Annotated in this window: 21 protein-coding genes and 2 tRNA genes; 8 read left to right on the top strand and 15 right to left on the bottom strand. The window is 30.1% G+C overall.

All coding sequences use genetic code 11. The features are described from left to right. Positions 1-89 precede the first annotated feature (89 nt). Positions 90-1,808 carry a transcription termination factor Rho gene (gene rho, locus EC396_RS15950; protein WP_129367857.1) on the top strand — a complete coding sequence of 573 codons (1,719 nt, stop codon included), beginning with the start codon at positions 90-92 and terminating at the stop codon, positions 1,806-1,808. 72 nt (positions 1,809-1,880) lie between these two features. On the opposite strand, the gene EC396_RS15945 is transcribed toward rho, so the two are convergent. From EC396_RS15945 to EC396_RS15910, 8 genes are all read right to left on the bottom strand, one after another. Further along, positions 1,881-4,325 (bottom strand): sodium-translocating pyrophosphatase, encoded by a 2,445-nt coding sequence (locus EC396_RS15945; protein WP_129367856.1) that lies wholly within the window; start codon positions 4,323-4,325, stop codon positions 1,881-1,883. 311 nt (positions 4,326-4,636) lie between these two features. Further along, positions 4,637-6,799 carry a peptidylprolyl isomerase gene (locus tag EC396_RS15940; protein WP_129367855.1) on the bottom strand — a complete coding sequence of 721 codons (2,163 nt, stop codon included), beginning with the start codon at positions 6,797-6,799 and terminating at the stop codon, positions 4,637-4,639. Positions 6,800-6,913: 114 nt separating this feature from the next. Further along, the gene (locus tag EC396_RS15935; protein WP_129367854.1) at positions 6,914-8,176 is read right to left on the bottom strand and encodes a hemolysin family protein; all 1,263 of its coding nucleotides are present in this window, start codon (positions 8,174-8,176) and stop codon (positions 6,914-6,916) included. 2 nt (positions 8,177-8,178) lie between these two features. Beyond that, positions 8,179-8,367 (bottom strand): hypothetical protein, encoded by a 189-nt coding sequence (locus EC396_RS15930; RefSeq protein WP_129367853.1) that lies wholly within the window; start codon positions 8,365-8,367, stop codon positions 8,179-8,181. 2 nt (positions 8,368-8,369) lie between these two features. Next, complete coding sequence (gene lptC, locus EC396_RS15925) at positions 8,370-8,930, bottom strand: LPS export ABC transporter periplasmic protein LptC (RefSeq protein ID WP_129367852.1); 561 nt, start codon at positions 8,928-8,930, stop codon at positions 8,370-8,372. A 38-nt stretch (positions 8,931-8,968) separates the two neighbouring features. Then, positions 8,969-10,309, bottom strand: a complete 1,341-nt coding sequence (locus tag EC396_RS15920; protein ID WP_129367851.1) for a hypothetical protein — start codon at positions 10,307-10,309, stop codon at positions 8,969-8,971. A gap of 26 nt (positions 10,310-10,335) precedes the next feature. Next, the gene (locus tag EC396_RS15915; protein WP_129367850.1) at positions 10,336-11,622 is read right to left on the bottom strand and encodes a hypothetical protein; all 1,287 of its coding nucleotides are present in this window, start codon (positions 11,620-11,622) and stop codon (positions 10,336-10,338) included. Next, a complete protein-coding gene (locus EC396_RS15910; RefSeq protein WP_129367849.1) occupies positions 11,623-12,348 on the bottom strand; it encodes a type III pantothenate kinase in 726 nt (241 codons plus the stop codon). A gap of 98 nt (positions 12,349-12,446) precedes the next feature. Between EC396_RS15910 and EC396_RS15905 the strand changes: the two genes are divergently transcribed. Next, positions 12,447-12,519 (top strand) — tRNA-Phe (locus EC396_RS15905). A gap of 127 nt (positions 12,520-12,646) precedes the next feature. Here the strand turns inward: EC396_RS15905 and EC396_RS15900 are convergent. The 6 genes from EC396_RS15900 to EC396_RS15875 form a co-directional block, all read right to left on the bottom strand. Next, positions 12,647-13,054 (bottom strand): DNA primase, encoded by a 408-nt coding sequence (locus EC396_RS15900; RefSeq protein ID WP_129367848.1) that lies wholly within the window; start codon positions 13,052-13,054, stop codon positions 12,647-12,649. A 191-nt stretch (positions 13,055-13,245) separates the two neighbouring features. Next, positions 13,246-14,208 (bottom strand): pseudouridine synthase, encoded by a 963-nt coding sequence (locus EC396_RS15895; protein ID WP_129367847.1) that lies wholly within the window; start codon positions 14,206-14,208, stop codon positions 13,246-13,248. A gap of 60 nt (positions 14,209-14,268) precedes the next feature. Next, entirely contained in the window at positions 14,269-15,204 is a 936-nt protein-coding gene (locus tag EC396_RS15890; protein ID WP_129367846.1) for a geranylgeranylglycerol-phosphate geranylgeranyltransferase, read from the bottom strand. Between the two features lie 25 nt (positions 15,205-15,229). Next, complete coding sequence (locus tag EC396_RS15885; RefSeq protein WP_129367845.1) at positions 15,230-16,159, bottom strand: mevalonate kinase; 930 nt, start codon at positions 16,157-16,159, stop codon at positions 15,230-15,232. 39 nt (positions 16,160-16,198) lie between these two features. Beyond that, positions 16,199-16,552, bottom strand: coding sequence for a four helix bundle protein (locus tag EC396_RS15880; protein ID WP_129367844.1), 354 nt, complete (start codon positions 16,550-16,552; stop codon positions 16,199-16,201). 9 nt (positions 16,553-16,561) lie between these two features. Further along, the gene (locus EC396_RS15875; RefSeq protein ID WP_164975332.1) at positions 16,562-17,668 is read right to left on the bottom strand and encodes a diphosphomevalonate/mevalonate 3,5-bisphosphate decarboxylase family protein; all 1,107 of its coding nucleotides are present in this window, start codon (positions 17,666-17,668) and stop codon (positions 16,562-16,564) included. A 74-nt stretch (positions 17,669-17,742) separates the two neighbouring features. Here EC396_RS15875 and EC396_RS15870 point away from each other — a divergent pair, with 74 nt between their 5' ends. Both EC396_RS15870 and EC396_RS15865 read left to right on the top strand, forming a co-directional pair. Further along, entirely contained in the window at positions 17,743-18,351 is a 609-nt protein-coding gene (locus tag EC396_RS15870; protein WP_129367843.1) for a thiamine diphosphokinase, read from the top strand. A 3-nt stretch (positions 18,352-18,354) separates the two neighbouring features. Next, positions 18,355-18,594 (top strand): hypothetical protein, encoded by a 240-nt coding sequence (locus EC396_RS15865; protein ID WP_129367842.1) that lies wholly within the window; start codon positions 18,355-18,357, stop codon positions 18,592-18,594. A 341-nt stretch (positions 18,595-18,935) separates the two neighbouring features. On the opposite strand, the gene EC396_RS15860 is transcribed toward EC396_RS15865, so the two are convergent. Continuing rightward, positions 18,936-20,324 carry a dipeptidase gene (locus tag EC396_RS15860; RefSeq protein WP_129367841.1) on the bottom strand — a complete coding sequence of 463 codons (1,389 nt, stop codon included), beginning with the start codon at positions 20,322-20,324 and terminating at the stop codon, positions 18,936-18,938. Positions 20,325-20,449: 125 nt separating this feature from the next. Between EC396_RS15860 and EC396_RS15855 the strand changes: the two genes are divergently transcribed. From EC396_RS15855 to EC396_RS15840, 4 genes are all read left to right on the top strand, one after another. Then, positions 20,450-20,531 (top strand) — tRNA-Leu (locus EC396_RS15855). A 188-nt stretch (positions 20,532-20,719) separates the two neighbouring features. Next, positions 20,720-21,118, top strand: coding sequence for a hypothetical protein (locus EC396_RS15850; RefSeq protein WP_129367840.1), 399 nt, complete (start codon positions 20,720-20,722; stop codon positions 21,116-21,118). A gap of 402 nt (positions 21,119-21,520) precedes the next feature. Then, positions 21,521-22,774, top strand: a complete 1,254-nt coding sequence (locus EC396_RS15845) for an ammonium transporter (RefSeq protein ID WP_129367839.1) — start codon at positions 21,521-21,523, stop codon at positions 22,772-22,774. A gap of 24 nt (positions 22,775-22,798) precedes the next feature. Then, a complete protein-coding gene (locus EC396_RS15840; protein WP_129367838.1) occupies positions 22,799-23,140 on the top strand; it encodes a P-II family nitrogen regulator in 342 nt (113 codons plus the stop codon). Positions 23,141-23,533 lie beyond the last annotated feature (393 nt).

Below are 23,533 nucleotides of genomic sequence, written 5' to 3'. Positions count from 1 at the left end.
ATTACCTCTTAGATTAAAATCACGTTAAAAACTTAATATTATCTTAAGTAAAAACATATTATACATTAACATAATTACATATTGACATAATGTTTGAAATATCCCAGTTAAAGGAGAAAACTCTTGTTGAGTTGCAAGAAATTGCAAAAACTGTTGGCGCAAAAAAATACAGCCATTTAAAAAAATTAGATTTAGTTTATTTAATTTTAGATATACAAGCAGCTGCTCCTTCAAAAGTTACAAATCAGGCAGCCCCAACTGCAGAAAACAAGCCTAAACGAAAAAGACTTGTAAAAAAACCAACACCAGCAAAAGCGCCTGCTCCTAAAGCAGTAACAACTGAAAATGCTGAAGTTATGGAAGAAACTACCATAGCTGCTCCTCAACCACAGGCAAAAAAACCTGTACATCCAAACCAAAAGAAACCTGTAGATCCAAATCAAAAAAAGCCTGTACAAACTTCGTTGGATATTGATAAAAAGCCTGTTGAACCAACATCAGAGACTAAAGCACCTGCTGAAGAAGCTGCAGCTCATATTACAGAGGAAGCCAATACAAATCAGCCTAAACCACAGCAAGGTCCGCAAAAACAAAACAAACCTTTACAAAACAAGCAAAAACAGCCTAGAGAAAACATTAGTAAAGGACAAAGAACTAACAATGCCAATCGCTATAGAGATCCTGATTATGAATTTGACGGAATTATTGAAAGCGAAGGTGTTTTAGAAATGATGCCTGATGGTTATGGTTTTTTACGTTCATCAGATTATAATTACCTTTCATCACCAGACGATATTTATTTATCACAGTCTCAAATTAAATTATTTGGATTAAAAACTGGTGATACCGTTAAAGGTGTGGTAAGACCTCCTAAAGAAGGTGAAAAATATTTTCCATTAATTCGTGTTTCAAAAATCAACGGATTAAATCCAAATGTTGTTAGAGATAGAATTTCTTTTGAGCATTTAACACCTTTATTTCCAGAAGAAAAATTCAACCTAGCAGGAAAAGGAAGTACCCTTTCTACAAGAATTATGGATTTGTTTTCTCCTATTGGAAAAGGACAAAGAGGTATGATTGTTTCTCAGCCAAAAACGGGTAAAACAATGTTATTAAAAGACATTGCAAACTCAATTGCATCAAACCATCCTGAAGTTTATCAAATTATTTTATTAATTGATGAACGTCCAGAAGAGGTAACTGATATGCAACGTAGCGTTAGAGGTGAAGTTGTTGCTTCAACTTTTGACGAACCAGCTGAAAAGCACGTAAGAGTTGCAAATATTGTTTTAGAAAAAGCAAAACGTTTGGTTGAATGTGGACATGATGTAGTAATTTTATTAGATTCTATTACACGTTTAGCAAGAGCATACAATACTGTTGCACCTGCATCAGGTAAAATTTTATCAGGTGGTATTGATGCAAATGCTTTACACAAACCTAAAAGATTTTTTGGAGCTGCACGTAATATAGAAAATGGAGGTTCTTTATCAATTATTGCTACAGCATTAACTGAAACTGGATCAAAAATGGATGAAGTTATTTTTGAAGAGTTTAAAGGAACTGGTAATATGGAACTTCAATTAGAAAGAAATATTGCCAACCGAAGAATTTACCCTGCTATTGACTTGGTAAAATCTAGTACACGTAGAGACGATTTATTATTAGATGCTAAAACGGTACAACGTATGTGGGTACTTAGAAAATATTTAGCTGATATGAATCCTGTTGAAGCGATGGAGTTTATCAAAAGTAAAATTCAATACACAACTTCAAATGAAGAATTTTTAATCTCTATGAACGGTTAAAAATTACAGTTATAAAGCAAAAAAGGGCAATTTATTTATTTAAATTGCCCTTTTTATTTTTAATTAAATTCCTTATTTCCTTTTAATACGCATTTTATAAAAGGATCGGTAAACAAAATACAAAGCAATTACAAAGAAAACCAAGCCAAAATAGGGTGCAAATTCTCTAAAAGAAGGAGAAATAGCAATTTCCATAGCCAACAATCCAAACAAAGTTGTAAACTTAATTATTGGATTTAATGCCACTGAAGAAGTATCTTTAAACGGATCGCCAACAGTATCACCAACTACGGAAGCGGCATGTAAGTCGGTTCCTTTTTCTTGCATATCAACTTCAATTACCTTTTTTGCGTTGTCCCAAGCACCACCAGCATTTGCCATAAAAATAGCCTGATACAAGCCAAAAAATGCAATAGAAATTAAATAACTAACAAACAAAGAAACTGGTGCAGCTGCTATCAATTTATCAGCTTCACTCATTCCTTCGACAATGCCAATTGGTGCAGAAAAAAATGCAAAAGCCAAGGCAAAAGAAAAAACGGCAATAAATATATTCAACATTCCTTTTTGTGCATATTGCGTACATATTTTTACAACTTCTCTAGATTTTTCAACATCGGCCTTTTTAGGCGCATTTGGATCTAGATTTATATGCTGCTTAATATAAGCTACAGCCCTACTTGCACCAGCTGTTACCGCTTGAATACTTGCTCCAGAAAACCAGTATATTACAGCACCACCCAATAAAAACCCAAAAATAGTATACGGATTTAATATGTTTAAAACCAGTTCTGGTTTAATACCTAATGAATGTTCAATTACCAAGATTAAAGCAAAAATCATAGTTGTTGCTCCCACTACAGCAGTACCAATAAGTACAGGTTTTGCTGTTGCTTTAAAAGTATTTCCTGCACCATCATTAGCCTCGAGATAATATTTAGATTTTTCAAAATCAGGGGTAAAACCAAAATCTCTTTCAATTTCAGGAGTAATAGCTTCAATATTTTCTTCAATTAAAGACAATTCGTAAATAGATTGTGCATTGTCTGTAACAGGTCCGTAGCTATCAACAGCAATAGTTACGGGTCCCATTCCCAACATTCCGAAGGCAACCAAACCAAAAGCAAATATTGAAGGATAAATCATTAATTCGCCTAATCCGTAAGTTGAAGCATAGTAAGCAATAAACATCAGTAAGAAAAATACCATACCTTGCCAAAATGCACTGAAATTTCCTGCAACCAATCCTGAAAGAATATTAAGCGATGCGCCCCCTTCTTTAGAAGCTTCAACCACTTCTTGTACATGAATAGATTTAGGACTAGTAAATAGCTTTGTAAACTCAGGAATAAGTGCAGCTCCAAGGGTTCCTGAACTTATAATTACTGAAAGTACAATCCATAAATTTTCACCAATATCTCCAATCAAAAAATAACTAGCAATAAAAGTGACTACTATAGACAAAATAGAAGTTATCCAAACTAAAGTAGTTAAAGGCACTTCAAAGTCCATTTCATATACATTGCTAAATCTTTCTTTGGTAATTGCACCATTGATCCAAAATGAAACAATTGAAGTAACAATCATTAAAATACGCATTACAAAAATCCAAACCAATAATTGGGTTTGCAAGGCAGTATCTGTAATAGCCAATAAAATAAACGAAATCAAGGCAACACCTGTTACGCCATAAGTTTCAAAACCATCAGCTGTTGGCCCCACAGAATCCCCTGCATTGTCTCCTACACAATCGGCAATAGTACCTGGATTTCTTGGATCATCTTCACCAATTTTAAAAATCACTTTCATTAAATCCGAGCCTATATCAGCAATTTTTGTAAATATACCACCAGCAATACGCAAAGCAGAAGCCCCCAGAGACTCACCAATTGCAAAACCAATAAAACTTGCACCAGCATATTCTCCTGGTACAAACATTAAAATTACAAGCATTAAAATTAGTTCTAATGAAATTAAAACTACCCCTATACTCATACCTGCATTTAAAGGAATATTTAATAATTTGATAGGTTTTTTTTCTAATGAAGCAAAAGCCATTCGCGAATTTGCCAAAGTATTCATTCTAATACCAAACCAAGCAACAGCATACGAACCTAAAATTCCTAAGATTGTCCAACCAAGAATCATTAAAACACCGCCTATTCCAAATAAATTCTCTCCAGTTTCTGGATTTTTAGATAAAAATCCAAAATAAAATGTTACTGCCGAACCTATAAAAATAAATAAAATTACAATAAACTTTCCCTGTTGAATAAGGTATGTTTTTGACGTTTCAAAAATAACCTGAGCCACATCTAACATAGATTTGTGTGCTCTAATTTTTTTGACTTTTAAAAATTGATAAAAACCAAAAAATAAACCACCAAGCGTAATTAAAAAACCCCAATACAAAATACCCTGCTCTTTAATCGCTGAAGGAATTACTAAATCTGCCTCACTTGCCATACTAACAAAAGGCAGCATTGATAAAACTAAAACTGAGATAATTTTTTTCATTATTTATTTAGATTTATAATTGTTTTTGAAGGAGAAAAATGGGGGATTGTAATATTAAGACACACATAATCGCTTTCTGAATTTTGATTTTGGCTTTGACTATATTCACTTTATATGATACCATTTAGTCTTAAATATAGTATAAAGTTAAAAAAATAAACCTCACTAAGCATTATTATGTTTGAATAAAATCAGCATCAAGTACCTATTTTAAATAAATAATGGTTTTAGATATATATTTTAACATACTACAAACAAAAAAAGACCGAGCAATGCTCGGTCTTTTTAATATGCTATTTTAAAACTATTATTTAAAAGAATTTAGCTCTAAAGTCTTTTATATCAGCCTTTTCTTTTAACACTTGAAATAATTGATAAGTTCTTCCTTTTAAAGCAATCAACTGTGTGTTTTTAAAACTTTCATAATTTTCTAAATCAACAGGAGTATCTCTTTTTGTTACTTTAACAACAAAAACACCTTTTACACCGTCAATTTTATCAGAAACTGTATTTATTGCGATAGTAGACATAGCTCCAACAACAGCTGGCTCGTTACCTACACCCGTAATAACCGGACTTGCTAAATTAATTGAAGAAGCTGAACGAACAGTTGTAGAACTATTTTGAGCAATCTCTTCTAAAGTAGCACCTTTCATTGTATTTTTAATAAGTGCAGCTTTTTTCTCGTCAATTAATTTTTGTCTTACTTCATCAATAATTTCAGAAGTTAAAGCAACTTCCGTTTCATCATTTTTATCAGTAAGAACTGCAACAACATACCCTCTTTTACCACCAACTTCAACATCAAATCTTTTTGAATCACCTAATTCTCTCTCTTCAGAAAAAGACCAAACTACAATCGAACGTTGATTAGAAAGTCCTGGTATATTTTCGTCAAGATTTTTTAAGTTTTGAACCGTTTGAACTGCATAACCTTTATCTGTAGCAACTTCATCTATTGATTTTTTCTCAGCCAAATTAGATGCCATAGTCTCTGCTTGTTCAAAAATAGCATTTTCTGTAGTTTCAGAAGCTTCAATTACACGAGCATAAGTTGCTAATTTAACAGCTCTTTTTGCTTCTTTTTGTTCATCAATTTTAATAATATGATATCCAAAAGCAGTTTCAACAACTTCTACACTACCCGCTTTATTTTTATAAATAAAATCAGCAAAGTCTTTATCGAAGTTAGGTGAAAAAGCCTGATCTTTACGAATCCATCCAATATCACCACCTTTACCTTTGGTTCCGTCAGTATTTATTTCGTTTGCTATTTCAGTAAATTTATCTTTATTATTTTTTACAAGAGCGTAAATACTATCTGCAGTGCTTTTTGCTTCCTCTTTAGTTTTTAAAGATGTAGAACGAGTTGAACCTGCATAAGGAACAATAATATGACTTGCTTTAACAGAATCTGGTATTACTACAGTCTCGGTAACTTTAGAAATTTTATAATAACCCTTTTCTTTATAAGCACCAATCACATCACCTACAATTGCATTAAAAACTTGCTCAGCAATTACAGGAGATAATTGATTTTGATATTTATAGCTATTATCTATACTTAAATCTGAACCATTTTCATTTAAAAACAATTCATAATTTGTAGCATTTTTTAATCCTGGTACAACCACAGTTGATTTTGCAGCATTACTATAAACTTCTCTATCGTTAATAAAACTTTCAACAGTTTGTTTTGTTTCATTTTCATCAGCTAAAGAAGGTACAATATCAAACTTCACATATTGCAAAGATCTTGCTGCTACTGGCTTGTATTTTCTAGGATTTTTATTAACATAATTTTTTACATCTTCTTTACTTACAGTTGCTAAATCGTCAGCAATAGTAGTGTAAGGCACATATACAAACTCAGCGTCCATACTTGTATTTTGAAATAAATACGCTAATTTACCTTCTTCCAACGAGGCACTTAAACCTGCTGAAACTAAAGTTGTATAAGCCTGACGTTCTAAATTTTGTTTGATGCTTTTTTCTGTAGCCAACCAATTAAGCCAAGCCTGATTGTTTCCTGTTTGAGCTTCATCTTTTAAATTAGCTATATATTCTTTTAGCTTATTTTCATCAAAAAGATTTGCTTCATTTTTGAACATTGGAGAATTTTGAATTTCAGGTAAAGAAACCATTGCGTCCCAAATATCTTTCTCTCCAACAACAATACCTGCTTCATTTAATTGAGTTTCGAATATTTTTTCTCCAATAAAATTGTTCCAAACTGCATTTACAGCTTGCATTTGAGTTGTATTTGCACCGCCTTGAGTTTTGTATGCTTCAACTTGAGCTGCAAAATCTTCGCGATCAATCTCCTCTCCATTTACCATTCCAATTGAGTTCACTTTACTTGAACTAAAAAATTGTTGTATTGAACTAGGATCAAGTACAAATGCAAAAAGTGCTAAACCTACAATAAGGATTAGGAACATTGAACGATCTCTAATTTTTGATAAAATTGCCATTATTATATTTCTTTTAATTACAGTGTGCGAAAATACAATTAACTATTCAAATATAAAAGTGAATTGTTTAATATTAACGGCAAATAACGTGTATTTTTTTAAGAAGCAATTTGATTATTCTGCCCTATCTAAAACTTTTAAATAAACTTCCATTATTTTTGATGAATCTACCTTTAACATTTTAAAATGCAAGTTGTTAATTTCAATAACTTCATCTTGTTTAGGAATGTCTTCATTATGATAAACTATAAAACCACCAAGCGTTTCATAAGCCTCGTTTTCTTCAATATTTAAGTTATATGTTTCATTCAAATAATCGACCTCTAAACGTGCCGAAAATTCAAATTCTCTGTTATTAATTTCATTCTCTAACAGTTCAATGGTGTCGTGTTCATCAATAATTTCTCCAAAAAGCTCTTCAACAATATCTTCAATTGTAATAATCCCCGAAGTACCACCAAATTCGTCTAAAACCACAGAAATACTTCGTTTTTTTAGCGTCAAAATATTAAGCACATTGTTAATTAACATACTTTCTGGAACAAACTCAACAGGCATTAAAATATCTTTAATATTTTGTGGGTTTTTAAACATTTCAAAAGCATGCGCATAACCTAAAACTTCATCTAATGAACCTCTATAAACCAATATTTTTGAATAACCAGATTCTATAAAAATTTGCTTTAAATTTTGAACACTTTCTGCAATATCAACAGCTTTAATTTCTGTTCTAGGAATCATAATTTCTCTTGCTTTCAAATTGTTGAATTCTAAAGCATTTTGAAATATTTGAATTTCACTATCAATTTCTTCACTATCTTTTGAATTTTCGAGTTGTTCTGTAATATAATTTCCTAACTCTTCTTTACTAAATATTACTTGCTGGATAGATTTTGAAGAATTAAAAAAAAGTTTTAAAACAAAATCGGAAATAAAGGTTATGAAATCGGAAATAAAGTGAAATATGATGTAAAAAAAATAAGCCAACGGAGCAAAAGCCCATAGGGTTTCATTTGCATAAATTCGGAATATGGCTTTTGGTAAAAACTCGGCAGTTACTAAAATTATGAGGGTTGAAATGAGGGTTTGAAGTAATAGTATGGAAAACTCATTGAATGTTATAGGCAAAAAACCAACAATTAATTGCCCCATAAAAAAACTATAAATTACCAATGATATATTATTACCAACCAACATAGTAGTAATAAATTTGGACGAATTTGAAGTTAATTTTTTTAAAATTTTGGCAGTAAAACCTCCTTTTTTCTTTTGTAATTCAACCTGAAATTTATTAGCAGAAATAAATGCTATTTCCATTCCTGAAAAAAAAGCAGATAATAAAATGGTAATTAATATGATCGTAATTTGAAATTCCATTATTAATTATTGTTCTGATTTTTTTTTCTAAAACGTCTTCTGAAAAAGTACATAAAAATTGCCATAACTGAGAATAAAATATACAAATAAGATTGAGGCCTATTTACATTCCAATTTAAAAAAGTTTCATATAAAAAAACTACTGAAATAACCAAATAACCTATTTCAAAAATTCTTGATGCTTTATTCATTTTTATTCTTTAACGTTAATAATTCCTTGTTGATTTTTAACCCACCATATTTTTAAATCTTCAGAAGCTTCAAATCCAGTACCGCGAATAGTATCAGTTGGAGTATAAAATGTAAATTTAGATTCGGTAAAAAAGTAATGTGTTTTTTTATCCCAAAATATCTCATCGGTTTCCAATCTATTTCTATCAGAATAGTTGGTAATTACCACATTATTTTTAATTTGAGATACTTCTGTTTTTTTATAATTCAAAGCATAATCTCCCTCAACTGTTGTTGAATCTCCATTTTTTTCAATAGAAGTAATTTTCAACCCCTCAGGAAATTCGGAATAAGGATGCTTTTCTCTATTGCCAAAATCGAGCATTAAAGGAGTTACCATTTTAACAGTAACCATACCCGAATCGGTATACTTATGTACAACATTATAGGCTTCTCCTACAGGTAAATTTTTATCAGCCAAAAAATCTTTTACTTCTTTTGCGCTATTTGTACATGAAAAAAACATTGCTATTGAAAGTACAATAACAATGTTTTTTATAGTATTAACAACTGATTTTATCATTCAACAAATATAATCAATTATCTTATTTGAAATCAAGATTAAGGAACTATCACAGTTTCATTAATCCAACATCCAATTTTATGTGTAGAACCAGAAGCAACACCAGCAACAAATAAATCTTTAGTTGAAGGTAAATTTTCTTTATAGTTAGCTATGTATTTATTTGCCAAAGCAGAAATACTTGGATCAACAGATCTTGCTTTTTGAGCTTTGTTTAATGCTGCAACATAAACCATTCTTTTAGAAACCACATCATCACCACAAGAATTTGCGCTTGAAGCATACATTGATGCTACCAACAAATATGCTTTACCCATTGTAGGTGCATTGTCTAAAGCTTGGTAACAGTAACTTCTAGCTTCTGAAAGTTTACCTTGCAATCTTAAGATTTGAGCAATTTTTAATTGATATCCTGCTTTTTTATAAAGATCTTGTTCTTGTTCAACAGCTTGTTTAAAATAACCCATTGCTTTTGAAGTTTCACCATTTTTCAATAAAATACCAGCATAGAATAAAGATGCTTGTGGAGAAGGATCTGCTTTTACATAAGCTTCAACCAAAGTATCGTAAAAAGGATCATCAGTACATTCTTTATTATACATCCTAGATACTGCTCTTCTTAACCATTGTGCATTACCTTTAAATTCTTCAAAATATTTTTTATTTAAAGGAATTAAATTCTCACAAGTAGAAATTTCAGACAATTTTGCATCCAAACCAGCTTCAACAATTGTTAAGTTGGTTAAAATTTGTTGATAGATTTCTCTAGATTTTTTTTCTTTACTAGTTAAACTAAGAGAATCTTTTGCGTTAATTGCATCAATTTTTTTAGAATATTCTTCTCTTTTTAACTCTACACCTTCACTAACTTCATCATATGTATCAAAAACTCTTTGTGGATCTGTAGTTCTATAAGTATTTAAAATAATGTCAAAATATTTATAAATATTAGAAGCAGACATATCTGTTGGATCAGCTTTAAAAGATTTTTCTAACCATGAGAAAATTTCTTGTTCTGTTGCACCTTGCTCAATTTTAAATGAAGCTAAGTCACTTAATACTCTTGCTTTATCATCTGGATAGTGCTCCAATCTTTGTAAATAAACTCTTTCTACCAATTTAATAGCAGCTTCTTTTTCTAGCGGAGTAGCTTTTTCTAAAGCGTGCTCAGCTATTTTAACACCGTATTTGTAAATATTTACTGTTAATGTTGGACAGTTATCCATACACCATTTCCAGTTATCAAAAGCTTCGCCATACTTTTTAGCGCTATAGTCACCTTTAAATAGATTATATTTAATATTACACTCATCTGCTGCTTGCGAAAACACGACAGGCACAGTTATAATAAAAAATAATAAAGTCAAAATTTGTTTCATTTTTTTCATTGTCTCGTACTCTTTAATTAAAATATTTGTTGTTTTTCAAACCATTTATCGTTTAATGAAAGACTCAATCTAAAATTAAAATAATTTTCTTGAACCACACTTCCATTTGTATTACCTCTTTTTCCGTACTCAAATCCTAAGTTTAAATTTGAGACTTGTTTACCTACTGGAAAACCTACACCAAAAGATATGCCAAAATCCTTTATTGGAACATAATCCATACCATCATTATCAACATCTAACATTATCCCTGTATTTTCAAACTTAACACCCGCTCTGTATGTTATTCTGTTCCAGTAACTTATAATAGAGTTGTACTTTGGAGTATAAAATCCACCAATTGATAATTTATTATAATTATTATACTGAAGTATGCTATTATCGTAAATACTGTTTTCAATGCTTAATGCATTTTGAAAAGAGTAGTCTACACCCGCATACCATTTATGATCTCTACCAAAACCAATTCCAACTGTTGATTTTAATGGGTTTTTTAAAAATCCTACACTCGAATTATTTAAAATTGTATCTCTTTCTGGAGCTATAACACCTATAGCAACTGAATATAAATATTCTTTTTGAAGTGATTTAACCTCATTTGCAAAGTTAAAGTTAGCACCTACTAACAAATTTATGTTTTCTTTAATCTCTTTTTTGTACTGAAAACCAGCATCAAAACTAAAACCTGAAAGATTTGAAATGTTTTCATATTTGGTTGATAAAGAAGCGCCTAATTGTTGATGCAAAATGGTATTTTCTACTTTTCCAAATACATAATCTCCCTGAACTCCTAAATTTAAACCTTTTGCTACTTCGTAACCAAATCCTAAAAATACTTTACTTGTCCCTCCTTCACCTTTGTATGCAGAAATAGAAATTATATCATCTGGATCTGTACCAATTTCTTTTGAAAGTAAATTATATCCTACAGCTGTATTTGGCATCAATCCAAAAGAAACCCCTCCTTTTTCACCTATGTTAAAACCCATAGCAAAATATGAAATATAGGTTGCTGCAGCATTCTCAGAAACTCCATTTTGTTTTTCCCAAATATTTTTACTTACCATACCCAAAGTGTAATTGGTAAATTTTAACGAGGCATTTGCAGCAGGATTTAAAAAGTTAAGTCTATGAGGTTCTCCCATAGCTACACCAACACCTCCCATACTTAATTGTTCAGCAGTAGCTGAATTATTTCTATCTCCAATACCAAAAAAAGAATAAACGGATGTACTGCTAATTTGAGCAAAACTGCTTATAGATATAAATAGAGTTATAAATACTACTATTATTTTTCTTATCATTTAATTTAAATTATAGGTCAAAATTGTGTTTAATCCTTCTAATAGAAAATTAGGATTGGCAAATATGCTATTTTTTAATTTATTTGCCAAGAAATTAACGTCTCCTCCTGTTAAAACAACTGTTAAATTGTTATTTTTTTCTTTATAGCTATTAATAGCACTATCAATTTCATTTATAAGACCATAAATCACACCAGAATGAATACATGATTCTGTAGAATTTCCTATCAAACTAACATCTGTTTTAGCTTCAAGTAAAGGCAACTTTTTTGTAAAATAATTTAAAGCTTTGTACCTCATTAAAATACCTGGAGAAATTGCACCTCCCAAATAATTACCTTGGTTATTTACAAAATCATAAGTTACACAAGTTCCAGCATCAATTACTAACACATTGTTATTTGGATATTTTGAAACAGCTTCTGCAATTAGCGCAATTCTGTCTACACCGAGCGTTTTTGGAGTTAAATAACAATTTTTAAAAGGGATTTTTGTCTCAGAATTCAACTCAATTAGGTTGATTTTAGATTTTAATCGAATTAAATCATTTTTTTTTACTGTTCCTACTGAAGAAATAATTGCATTGATACATTTGTATTTATCAATAATTTCAAGCGTTGATTTAAGGAAGTTTATTGGTGTAAATATTTCATTATGAATTAATTCTGAATTGCTATAAACCGCAATTTTAACTCTTGTATTACCTGCATCAATTATTAAGTTCATTGGTATTTTTTTACAAAGTTCAAAAATACAACAGATTTTTTAAAAATAGTTTTGATTAGTACAAAAAATAAATATATATTTGCAACCGCTAAGGCAATGGTACCTTAGCTCAGTTGGTAGAGCAAAGGACTGAAAATCCTTGTGTCCCTGGTTCGATTCCTGGAGGTACCACTTAAAAACCCTATAAACGTTGAGTTTATAGGGTTTTTTCTTTTAGATAATCAATAAATTTAAAGTACAAAAAAACCGTTACAAATTAATGTAACGGCTCTTAATATCAATTATTTATATCGTTCAATTACTTATCCTCATCATCGTCAAAGTCTTCATCATCACCTAAATCTTCATCATCTTCGTCTTCATCTACATCATCAATATCTTCTTTTTTATCTTCAATATCATCATCTTCAGTAATATCATCATCAATATCCACCTCATCTAAATCAATATTTGGTACTTCCACTTCAAGATCAAAGTTATCTTCATCATCATCTTCAAAAGCTTCCATACTATCAACTAGCTCATTGCTAATTTTTACAAGATATTTTGTATCTTCAGTTGAAACTTCAACAGCTTCAATATACTGCCCTTTGTGATTGGTAAACTTCACAATATCTCTTATACCATATCCATCAGGAAATTTCTCAACCAATAGATTTAAAATTTCTGGAGTTAATTTTTTATAATCTACAATTATATTTTTCATAAAAAACTATTATAAAATTAAGATTTTAAATTTTGAATACCTTTTAAAAAGGCGAAATTTGAGTGCCAAATATATAAAAATATATGAACTATGACATAAAATTTAACTATTTACAAAGTAATTTATAATTATTTTATAATCATTAATTTAAAAGAAAAAACCAAGATAAATCTTGGTTTTAAACTGTTTTATTAAAGCATTTTTAAATTATTAACCTCCATTTCGGTTAAGTGCCTCCAATGTCCACGAGGTAAATCCTTTTTTGTTAGTCCTGCAAACACCACTCTATCTAACTTTACTACCGAATAGTTGAAGTGCTCAAATATTCTTCTTACAATACGATTTCTTCCTGAGTGAATTTTAATACCCACCTCACTTTTTGGCTGATCCATTATGTAAGAAATCTCATCAACAATAACTCTTTTATCGTCTAACATAAATCCTTCTGAGATTTTAGTCAAATCGCTCATAGATAATTTTTTATCCAAACTAGCATGATACAACTTTTGGATGTGATGTTTAGGATGGGTTAACTTTTTTGCCATTTCACCATCATTGGTAAAAAGCAACAATCCCGTAGTATTTCTATCCAATCTACCAACTGGGTAAATACGTTCTTTTGAAGCATTTGCAACCAATTCCATAACCGTTTTCCTTCCCCTATCATCATCCATTGTAGTGATAAAGTTTTTAGGTTTATTTAACAAAACATAACGTTTTGCTTCAGGGTTTATAGAACTTCCATCAAATCTAACTTCATCTGTCAATTGTACTTTATAACCCATTTCGGTTACTACTTTACCATTAACAGTTGCATTACCTGCAGCTATATAAACATCGGCTTCACGTCTAGAACAAATACCTGCATTTGCAATGTATTTATTTAAGCGAATGCCATCAGTTTCTGGATTTGAAGCTGTTTTTTTTGGTGATGAATTTTCTTTTGAAGAAATTGAAGATTTTCGATCGCTTTTATATTTACTGGTCTCAAATCTTTGAGGTCTTTTTGAATCTTCCGATTCTGAAGCACTTTTAAAAGTTTTTGATTTTGAACTATCTGAAAACTTTCTTTTAGTATCAAACTTTTTACTTGAAGCACTAGATGGCTTCTTTTTACCTTGTCGTCCTCTCGACGAGTTTCTACTTGAATTCATTTTTGATAATATTTTTTTGCAAAAGTACTTCTTATTACATTACAAAAACATATTCGTTTTTTATTTTAACAAAATTCTATCAATTATTACCGAATAATCTATTAACGCTAAGCTAAATACACCTGCAAGTATCAATAATTTCAATAAAAAATGTAAAATACTGTAATTGCGTTTACTATTGCTAAACCAAAGCAACACAACAAACACAAATAATACAACTATTGCAACATAAAAATAATATTTCATACCTCCAATTTCAGGGTATTTCAACAAAAAATAAATAGGATTTAAGGTTAAAAACACCAAAAAAGTTATTAAAATTTTTGTAAAATGCTCACCGTATTTTACTGCAATGGTTTGATAATTTTGAGCAAAATCTCCTCTAATTTTACTTAAATCTTTTACCAATTCTCTTACCAATAAAATAAAAAATAAAAATGCGGCATGTGTAAAAATAATTTCAGAAAAATTTTTATAATAAACAAAAATGGCAAAAAATGGCAATAATGCGAGCGTTGCGGCCGAAAATAAACCTGTTAAGGGATATTTTTTTAACTTATGAGAATAAAGCCATATTAAAAAAATATAAACAGCAAAAAACAAGGCAGCTTTCCACGAAACTAAAAACGCAACCATTACACCTATAAAATTAAGTAAAAAGTATATTCTTAATTTGGTTTTTTGGTCAACAATTCTATCTATTTTTGCTTTTATTGGCCGGTTTATAATGTCTGTTTCAGCATCATAAAAGTTATTAATTATATAACCCGCTGCAATTACACAAATTGTAGACAGCACAATAAAATACAAATTAGGATCAAAAATTACTTGCTTTAAAGATTTTTCGGGTGAAAAAATAAAAATAGTAGCTAAATACTGTGCAATTACAATTAAAAAAATATTGTAACCCCTCACAACCGAAAACAAACTTAAGACCTTAATATAAAGGGGGAATTTTTTTCTACTGTTTTTTTTAGAGATTTCTAATAAATCCATTTTTAAGAATAACAACCAATTTTAATTAAAATCTGTAAACCAATTCAAGTTTATAATCTTTTAAAATCGTTTTGGTTTTCTCAAAATCTTCAGTAAAACCGAGAATATAACCTCCACCTCCAGAGCCGCAAAGTTTCAAATAGTAATCATTAGATTCAATTCCTTTTTTCCATATTTTATGAAAAGTTTTTGGAATCATAGGTTTAAAATTCACCAAAACTACTTTAGACAATTGTTTTACATTGCTTAACAAAGATTTTACATTTCCAGTTAAAAAATCTTCAATACAAGCATCAGTATGTTTGGCAAAATCTTCATTTAACATTTTTCTAAAACCTTCATTTTTCATTTTTTCCATAAAAATGTTAATCATTGGAGCTGTTTCACCAATAATTTCAGAATCTAATAAGAAAACTGCTCCTTTTCCCTCCTTTTGAGATGGAATTCCTGTAGGCTCTAAATTGTCTTTTGAATTGATTAAAATAGGAAGGCTTAAGTAAGAATTTAACGGGTCTAAACCTGAGCTTTTGCCATGAAAAAAAGACTCCATTAATGAAAAAATATGTTTTAATTTCAACAATTTATCTCTTGTTAAATTTTCTAAAACAGTTATTTTATCATCGGCATATTTATCGTAAATAGACGCTACTAAAGCTCCTGAACTTCCAACTCCGTAACCTTGCGGAATACTAGAATCAAAATACATACCTTCTTCAATATCAACTTTAAATTCATTCAATCTAAAATGAACTAGATCTTGTTTTTCAAGATTCAATAAATAGTTGTAAAATTTTTGAAGACTCAAATTAGATTTTTGAGCTGCTTCAGACAATTCTTCTGATTTTTTTAAAGCACCTTGATAAGTATTGTACGGTATCGCCAATCCTTTAGAATCTTTAATGATTCCATACTCTCCAAAAAGTAAAATTTTTGCGTAAAATAGTGGTCCTTTCATATTTTTTAAAATTGACAATTGATAATGGTCAATTATCAATTATTTTAATTTTGATGTTTTAATAATACTTATCAATAATCGTAACAACTCCTTTATATCTTCTCTAATACTAATATACTCATTTTCATTTAAGTAATTGGTTTCATTTAACAAATCTAACCAATATTCTGTTTCATTAGCTTCTTTTAAGGCAATAGATAATTTATGAATAAAATCAGCATTACTTTCAGCATGTTCCGATTCTCTTACCAAAGCGCCAACACTTGTTCCTGAACGTAATAATTGTTTTGAAATAACAAACTCCTTTTTCTCTTTAGATAAAAATTTATATAGATTTACAACTCGTACAGAAAACAAAAAACTTTTCGTTTTAATTACATTTTCCTTTTTCATTGTCAATTATTAATTATCCATTGTCAATTGAAAAGCTCCTTTTCCAACACTGTCGCAAATATAATGTTTTTCTTGACAAAACTGAATTAACTCATTAACAATAAATTTATTAGCCTTTTCTTTTTCATGCTCAGGAAATAGCACGTGTACATTTGCACCCGCATCTAAGGTAAAACAAATAGATGATCCTGTAGCTTCTCTAAATTCCCAAATTTTATGAATAATTTTCAATGTATTTGGTTTCATTAAAATAAAATAAGGACTACTGGTCATCATCATTGCATGCAAACTCAACGCTTCACTTTCAACAATGGCAATAAATTCTTTTAAATCACCATTTTGCAACACTTCTTTAATTTTTGAAATATGATTATTTGCCTGTTTAAAACGTTGTTTGGCAAACGGATGATTGTACATTAAATTATGTCCAACTGTACTTGAAACCTGCTTTACACCTTCATCAACCAACAAAATAGTATCCTGATAATTGTTGAAATTTTTATGAACTTTATACGGAAATTTTACACCATATAAATCAGAACTAGCTTCAATTTCGGGATGTTTTCCCCAAACAATTAATTCACCTTCAATACTTCTGCAAGCGCTTCCAGAACCTAAACGTGCTAAAAATGATGCTTTTTCATTAAAATACTTATTGGTAATTGTTGGATTTAACTTTTTTTCCAAACTCATTAAGCACAATGCCAAAGCACTCATACCACTTGCTGAAGAAGCAATACCACTACTATGTGGAAATGAATTTTCTGATTTTATAACAAAATCGAAATCTTTTAAAAACGGAACATACTGTGCAATTCTTTGAAAGAATTTTTGAATTTTAGGTTTAAAATCATCTTTCTTTTTACCTTCAAAAAAAACCTCAAAATTGAATTCACTTTCGCTATTCTGAACTTCTGATTTTAGCTTATATTCCAACGTTGTTATAGTACAACAATTGTTTAATGTAAAACTTATCGAAGTATTTTCAGGTAATTGAGGCTCTTGCTTTCCCCAGTATTTTACCAAAGCAATATTGCTTGGCGTTTTCCAGGTTACACTTCCACAAGATGCTTTTGCTACATCAAAATTTGATAAAATAAAATCGGTTTCAGTCAAAATATAAATTTTGAACAAAGATAATTTTTTTAACTAAACATTTTATATTCAACTTTTCGTTATTTTTGCAGTCTATGAAAACGAAAAAAGCATTTATTTTACTAAACGGTTCGGAACCTAAAATTTTTCCAGACCTATCGCAATACGACATTGTTTGTGCCATAGACGGCGCATACAATCATTTCAAAAAAAACAATATTGAACCAGATTTGGTAACTGGCGATTTTGATTCTATACACAAAATACCAATAACTGTTGAAGTTATTAAAACGCCAAATCAAGATTTTACCGATTTTGAAAAGGCACTACAAATTTTAAAACATCGTGGGTATTATCATATTGATGTTTATGGTGGAAGCGGAAAAGAACACGATCACTTTTTAGGAAACATTAGTACTGCATTGCAATGGAAAATTGGTTTAAATATTACTTTTTACGATGATTTTGGAATTTATTTTTTTGTTGAAGATTTTTTTGTTGGTACAAATTTAAAAGATCGAAACATTTCGTTAATCCCTATCCCAGTAGCAAACGGCATTAGCACAAAAGGGTTGTTATACCCATTAAATAATGACACTTTAACTTTTGGCGAACGCATTGGAACAAGAAATAAAGCCAATGAAAACGATGTGCATGTTTCGGTTAAAGATGGTAATTTATTAATGTACATCAGTCACAACTAAGCTTTGAAACGAAAAATAAAACTGATTTGGGATTTTAGAGGTCCTCATTCCCAAAAAACTGCAGAACACCATTGCATTCATTTAAAAGAATATGCAACAATAGAAAAACTGCACTTTTACGAAATAGCAGTTTCAATAATAAATGAAATGCACACAATTGCTTTTATAATTATTGATGAAGTTGATATGAAAACATACAAAGATGCACTTAAACCTCATAGAGGACAGGTGGTTAATGAATAATTTACAATTGATAATTTACAATTGATAATTTACAATTGATAATTTACAATTGATAATTTACAATTGATAATTGATAATTGATAATTGATAATTGATAATTCGTAATTCATAATTCGTAATTCATAATTCGTAATTCGTAATTCGTAATTCGTAATTCGCAATTCGCAATTCGCAATTCGTAATTCGTAATTCGTAATTCGTAATTCGTAATTCGTAATTCGTAATTCGTAATTCGTAATTCGTAATTCGTAATTCGTAATTCGTAATTCGTAATTCGTAATTCGTAATTCGTAATTTAAATAAAAAAATCCCCTAAGAATTAAATTTCTTAGGGGATTTTTTTATTTAAACATTTCAGTAAAATACTTATAAAACAGCGGAATGGTTTCTATACCTTTTAAGTAGTTAAAAACTCCAAAATGTTCGTTTGGTGAGTGAATAGCGTCACTATCCAGGCCAAAGCCCATTAATATACTTTTACTTTTTAATTCTTGTTCAAATAAGGCAACAATAGGAATACTTCCTCCAGATCGTTGCGGAATTGCAGGAACTCCAAAACTTTGAGTATAAGCTTTGTTAGCTGCTTTATACCCAATATTATCAATAGGTGTAACATAGCCTTGCCCACCGTGATGTGGAGTTACCTTTACTTTAACCGATTTTGGCGCAATACTTTCAAAATGTTTGGTAAAAAGTTCTGTTATTACTTTCCAATCTTGATTAGGTACTAAACGCATCGAAATTTTAGCATGAGCTTTGCTTGCAATCACAGTTTTTGCACCTTCACCTGTATAACCTCCCCAAATTCCGTTTACATCTAATGTTGGTCTAATAGAATTTCTTTCGTTAGTGGTATAACCATTTTCACCATAAACATCATCTATATTCAATGCATTTTTGTAGGCTTCTAATGAAAATGGTGCCTTTGCCATTTCAGCTCTTTCTTCCAAGGTCAATTCTTCTACACCATCATAAAAACCAGGAATGGTTATATGATTATTCTCATCGTGCAAAGAAGCTATCATTTTTGATAAAATATTGATTGGATTTGCAACAGCACCTCCGTATAAACCAGAATGTAAATCGCGATTTGGACCAGTAACCTCCACTTCAACATAACTTAAGCCACGCAAACCAGTTGTAATTGATGGCTGCGCATTTGAAATCATACCAGTATCAGATATTAAAATAACATCATTACTTAACTTTTCTTGATTTCGTTCAACAAACCAAGCCAAACTAGGCGAACCAATTTCTTCTTCACCCTCTAACATAAATTTCACATTACAAGGTAAATTGCCATTAACAGTCATATATTCCAATGCTTTTACGTGCATATACATCTGACCTTTATCGTCACAAGCACCACGAGCAAAAATGGCACCTTCAGGATGCGCTGGTGTTGTTTTAATAACAGGCTCAAAAGGAGGCGAAGTCCAAAGTTCTATTGGATCTGCAGGTTGAACATCATAATGTCCGTAAACCAATACAGTTGGTAAACTTGCATCAATTATTTTTTCTCCATAAACAATTGGATAACCTGGTGTGTCACAAATTTCTACCAAATCGCAACCTGCTTTTTCTAAAGCTTCTTTTACAGCATCTGCAGTATTTAAAACATCTTGACTGTAAGCTGAATCTGCACTAATTGATGGGATTTTTAACAATTCAATCAATTCATTTATAAACCTGTCTTTATTTAGACCAATATATGATTTTAAATTTTCCATTTAAACGTAGTTTGTATCATTCAAAAATACACATTTTTATTTGGATTAAAATAGGTAAAAAAAATATTGCCCAACTACTTTGCAATTTTAAACATTTGTGTATATTTGCACCCACAATAAACCACGCGGGCGTGGTGGAATTGGTAGACACGCCAGACTTAGGATCTGGTGCCGCAAGGTGTGGGAGTTCGAGTCTCCCCGCCCGCACAAAAAGCTCTTCAGAAATGAAGGGCTTTTTTTTTATTTATAATTTTGAATAAAAAAACAAAATTATAGGACACTGTGTGTCGTGTATATTTCCAACATTACAAAATATATTTGTTAAACAATGTAAAGCTAAAAAGTATTAAAATACTGCTATACTAACATGTTTAACCTTTAAAATTATAGATATTATGTGGAAAATATTAAAAAAACATTCAAATAAAAATCTTGAAACTTATTATTTCAAAGAAAATGCAACAAGAGATGTTGATGGATATATTGTAGATTTTCAAAACTACAGAAACACTAAAGTTGAAATTGACAACGAACAAAAATTATTTCATATTCAAGATCATAAAGAAGCGTATACTTGGGGCATTTTAGATAAATCAGAAAATAAAGAATTTAATTTAAAATTTTTTATAGTTGAAGACGAATCAAAAAATTTAAAAAAAATCACCATTTTTAATAATGATAAATTGACTATCAAAAATAACAATTCCTTAAAAAGCGTAAAACACATATTTGGTAGACCTGGTTGTTTATACGAAGAGCAATTTGAACTTTCTCAAAGATTTAAAAAAGTATAAATAAAAACAATGCTACTCTATGAGTCGTTTTTAGCTATTATTTTCTACACAAATTCATAAATAGCCTTATTAAAATTATATACTGCCCAACCATTCAAAAGGTTGGGCAGTTTTTTTTAAATGAATATTGATTTTTTTACAAAACTTCCTTATTAAGGAATCAACAATTCACAGATAACTAACAGAATAATATTTTTTGTTATTTTACGCATATTGACTATTATTATGACATCAATATTTAATTTTCATTCTTTTTAATTTCATCAAAACACTATTGCGGTCAATATTCTGCTATTTTGATTTTTAACTTATCCACATTCAAAGAGATCTTAAAATCCATTATTTACAAAATTCCTTAACTTTCGGCCTTAAAAATTTTAAATAACTACCAAAGTAAAATTTATGGAAGAAATAACTACTGCCGCTATAGACAATCATCAAGAACTAATTCAATCTATTGATACCGTTTGGGTTGCCTTATGTGGCGCTATTATATTTTTAATGGAAGGCGGATTTGCGCTATTAGAAGCGGGTTTTGTAAGATCAAAAAATGCAATGAGTATTATGGGTAAAGTAATGATTGACATTGCTTTTGGAGGTTTGGCCTTTTATACTGTAGGTTTTGGAATTGCTTATGGCGCATCAAACGGATGGTTTGCTTTTGACTATGGAATTATGGAAGGAGATTTAGGCTTAGGTCTAACCGTTTCTAATAAATTATTCTGGTTTATTCAGCTTGGTTTTGCAATAGCTTCTATTTCTATTGTTTCAGGGGCGGTTGCAGAACGTATGAAAGTTTGGCCTTATGTATTGTTTGTTGTTATATTTTGTGCATTTATGTATCCTTTAGCTGCAAACTGGGTTTGGAATCCAAATGGTTGGCTTGCTCAACGAGGATTTAACGATTTTGCAGGATCTGCAGCTGTACACGCTATGGGTGGTTTTGCCGCTTTAGCTGCTGCAATTGTTTTAGGACCTCGTATTGGAAAATATGTTAACGGAGAGCTAATAGCCATTCCTGGTCACAACTTACCATTGGCTGCAATTGGAGGTTTTATCTTATGGTTTGGTTGGTTTGGATTTAATCCAGGCTCAACTTTGGCTGCCGTTGGAAACTGGGAATTAATTGGAACTGTTGTTGTAAATACATTTTTAGCCTCTGCTGCTGGTGGTATTGCAACTATGATTTATACCTATTTTAAATACGGTCAAATTGACGTAACAATGGTTATAAATGGAGTACTTGCTGGTTTAGTTGCTATTACAGCAGGTTGTAATGTTGTAGATACCAACTCTGCAATTATTATTGGTCTTATTGCTGGAACCATTGTTGATATTGCTGTTGTTGAAATTGACAATTTAGAAATTGATGATCCGGTTGGTGCTATTGCCGTGCATGGTGTAAACGGATTGTTTGGTACTATTGCTGTTGGACTATTTGCTACAGATGGTGGATTGTTTTTTGGAGGAGGATTTTCTTTACTATTAACTCAAACTATTGGTGTAGTTGTAATTGGTGCTTTCTCGTTTGCAATTACTTATATCATTTTAAGTATTATGAAAAAAACTATTGGTATAAGAGTTTCTCGTGAAGAAGAATCTGCAGGTATTGATGCTGTATCATTTGGAGTTGAAGCTTACACCATTTTTGAATAATTATTAACACTAAAATTAAATCTGATGAAAAAAATAGAAGCAATAATTAGACCTTCAAAATTAAAAGCTGTTCAAAAAGCATTGAAAATTTCAGGAATTCCATGTATTACAGTAATTCCAGTTAAAGGTACAGGTTTACAAAAAGGTTATTCAGAAAGATATAGAGGTACAGAACAATCAATGATTTTACATACACGTGTTATGATTGTTTGCGTAGTAAGCGATAATAATATGGAAAAATGTATTGATGTTATTATTGAAAATGCTTCGGATGGAAGACTTGGTGATGGGAAAATTTTTATTTACCATGTTGAAGAAGCAATAAGACTAAGTTCAAGAGTAAGAGGTGTTGAAGCTATTCATTAGCAAAACATAAATATCTTTCTTAAAATATATAAAATCTCACCATATTAAGTTATGTTGGGATTTTTTTTAACACTATAAATACAGTTCTATAAACTATTCAATAAAATTCATTTTTTACATCACAAAACAAAAACTTTTTGTAAAAAAAATATTTTAATTATAACTGCTCAGTACCTTAAAATACTGGGCAGTTTTTTTATTTTATAATCTCAAAATTATTAATCATAACACTTATAAAAAAAGAATTCATATTGCTTGAAATTTTAAAAAGAACTTCAAAATAAAGATAAATCACACATTAAACATTTTAAAATTAACAATTTAACTAATTAAAAAATATTGTAAAATATAAAAAAAATAATATATTTGATAAAATTAAATTGCTTTACCCCT

The sequence above is a fragment of the Lutibacter sp. HS1-25 genome (assembly GCF_004121075.1).
Taxonomy (GTDB): domain Bacteria; phylum Bacteroidota; class Bacteroidia; order Flavobacteriales; family Flavobacteriaceae; genus Lutibacter.
Note: the sequence above shows the minus strand (reverse complement) of the source record. Positions and strands in the feature narration are given on the sequence as shown.